5 protein-coding genes are annotated in these 2,293 nt (G+C 37.3%); all 5 read left to right on the top strand.

The features are described 5' to 3' along the window. Positions 1 to 425, top strand: a 425-nt coding sequence (locus tag L950_RS31205; RefSeq protein ID WP_037526874.1) for a hypothetical protein, incomplete at its 5' end; no start/stop codon positions are given. Between the two features lie 296 nt (positions 426 to 721). Continuing rightward, positions 722 to 958 carry a plasmid mobilization protein gene (locus tag L950_RS28240; protein WP_410528162.1) on the top strand — a complete coding sequence of 79 codons (237 nt, stop codon included), beginning with the start codon at positions 722 to 724 and terminating at the stop codon, positions 956 to 958. Then, positions 939 to 1,172, top strand: a complete 234-nt coding sequence (locus L950_RS24985) for a hypothetical protein (RefSeq protein WP_021191309.1) — start codon at positions 939 to 941, stop codon at positions 1,170 to 1,172. The genes L950_RS28240 and L950_RS24985 overlap by 20 nt, the downstream gene beginning before the upstream one ends. A 35-nt stretch (positions 1,173 to 1,207) precedes the next feature. Continuing rightward, positions 1,208 to 1,582, top strand: coding sequence for a relaxase/mobilization nuclease domain-containing protein (locus tag L950_RS24990; RefSeq protein ID WP_021191310.1), 375 nt, complete (start codon positions 1,208 to 1,210; stop codon positions 1,580 to 1,582). Beyond that, complete coding sequence (locus L950_RS24995; RefSeq protein WP_021191311.1) at positions 1,579 to 2,064, top strand: hypothetical protein; 486 nt, start codon at positions 1,579 to 1,581, stop codon at positions 2,062 to 2,064. The genes L950_RS24990 and L950_RS24995 overlap by 4 nt, the downstream gene beginning before the upstream one ends. Positions 2,065 to 2,293: the final 229 nt, after the last annotated feature.

Here is a 2,293-nt window from a genome sequence, read left to right on the forward strand (position 1 = left end):
AAAGCAGTCGTATTGCAAACCTGGCTTACTGGGGATTATCAAAGTCTTTAATAAACTCGCAAAAGAATATTGATTTAATAACCACCAGATTATTAGTTATGATATTTGCTCGTGAACAACTAAAAGAAACGGTTGGAATAGTTTTTGGATCCAATCGTAGCCCTTACAATCCTTTTGATTTGTTGGATCAACAATTTAACGATGACGAAATTCTCGATAAAATTGAAATTTCTGAAATACTGTCGAATGGTGGAAACTTTACAGAAGCTAATATTATAAAAAAGTGGGGCATGCTTCATGATAAGTATCAAAATGAATTGTCAAATCCACCAGCGTGTATTAAAAGCGCAAAGAGTAATCAAGAAAAAATATTTGATTATCTGAATGACAAAATACTTATAAAACAAGATTTAGACTTCGAATAAAACAAGTATAGTTTGGGAGATATTGATTATAAAAACCCTTTGATGAGGTTTTTATAATCAATATCTTAGCAATCGTAAAGAAGCGAGGGGGGCAGATGTATATACATTTCGTTTCACTACATTATATTCATCGCCATCCCTCGCAAAAAAGCTTAACGCTGCGCTACTTTTTTGGGTAAAAAGCCCAGGACAAAAGCGCTTCGCTATTGCCCCAGCTTTACTTCAAAAAACAAGTTTTTGAAGATGGAAAAAGAAACCAATATCATCCTTCGTGTATCCCCTTCGGATAAAAAATCATCCAGGACAAAGCCAATGAAGCTGGAGCTTCCTTGAGCGAGTATGCCCGAAAAATGTTGCTTGCCGGCAGTATCATTAAGATTGAGGGGGAAGAAAAAAAGATATTGAACGGGATAGCAAATAACCTAAATCAACTCACTAGACATGCCAACTCTACCGGTGTTATTCCGCCAGAAGTAACCAGTACTTTGAGAGAACTCATAGAAAAAATACGCTATGCCTACCGCAAACGCTAACACAGGAAACGGATTTTCAAAGGCGATATCCTATGCCCTTCAGGAAGCTAAAAAGTATCCTGAAGAAGAACGTGCAAAAGTTCTCGAGCTGAACCAAGTTTACGGCTCGAGTAAAGAAATGGGAAAACAAATGCGTGAGGTGTCGGATGATAGGAAGACCGTTCAAAAGCCAGTGCTGCACGTCCAGATTAATTTCATCCGGATGAAAAATTAAACAATGCACAGGCTAGGCAAGCCATCGATAGTATTTTGAAAGATATTGGTATTGAAAAGAACAACCATCAGTATGTGATAGTACAGCATAAAGACAAAGAACATGATCATTACCATATAGTGGCCAACCGAGTAGGTATGGATGGGGAGCTGCTCAATGATCACCGGATCAAGGACCGCCTGCAGGTAGCTTGCGACAAAGCCGAGCAAGAGCAAGGATTAAGGCGAACACAGGCAGAACTGTTTTATATGATCCTACACAAGAAAAAGGCTTTAGATATGTTACAAACGAAGAAAAGGAAGATTATAAAGCATCTAAACCAAGAAGTCAGAAAAAGAGAATTGCAGATAAAAATCCAGCAATTTATAATGAAAAATTCGCCATACAGCTACAGATTAACATTATTTTGAGGGATAGATCAGTAACCTCTCCGGAACAATTTAAGGAACGTCTCAAAGCAGAAAATGTCGATGTAAAATTTAGCACCCAAGCAAGCGGAATATCTGGAGTATCGTTCAGAAGAAATGAAATTAGCATTAAAGGCTCAGCAATAGACGCAAAATGGGGACGTATAGACCAAGGTTTAACTACCAATGCTATATTAAGTAAAGAAACAGAGTTAACGGCTTACGTCCGAGAAAAGAGCGTTAAAAACGCCTATTCTGTCCATGTTGTAGACCAGGCAATAAGAGAGAAAATGTTGGAGATAAAACCTAATCAAAACCCCTGGGCAACATGGCATACAAACCCCGATCATGATCAGTTGTACAATAGACTTCATGAATACAGTGAAAAGCTACTTGAAGCTAATAAAGACCGAGGAATAACTTTTAATTCAGCAAATCAGGAGCCTGAACAAGAGGAAGAAAGGCGACCTAGAAGAAAAAGATAGACACTTAATATTGATTTGTATGCCTTTTTATTTCTCGCCATTATCTAAGCCGAAAACGTATTTTTTTTCTTTTAGCTGGCCTATACAACCATAATTTTAAAGGTAGACAGTCATTTATAGGTTCTTTTTTGGGTGGACAAAACGTCTATATTTGTCTAGGTCAAATAAAATAAGATATGCAGTCTATTAGTATTAAGGAAGCTTCGGAAGCTACAGGTAAAAATGAAAA

The sequence above is a fragment of the Sphingobacterium sp. IITKGP-BTPF85 genome, from assembly GCF_001006065.1.
Classification (GTDB): domain Bacteria; phylum Bacteroidota; class Bacteroidia; order Sphingobacteriales; family Sphingobacteriaceae; genus Sphingobacterium; species Sphingobacterium anhuiense.

Coding starts and splice junctions, on each gene's coding strand:
- L950_RS24985 (WP_021191309.1), top strand. CDS start 939: ATGCCTACCGCAAACGCTAACACAGGAAACGGATTTTCAAAGGCGATA.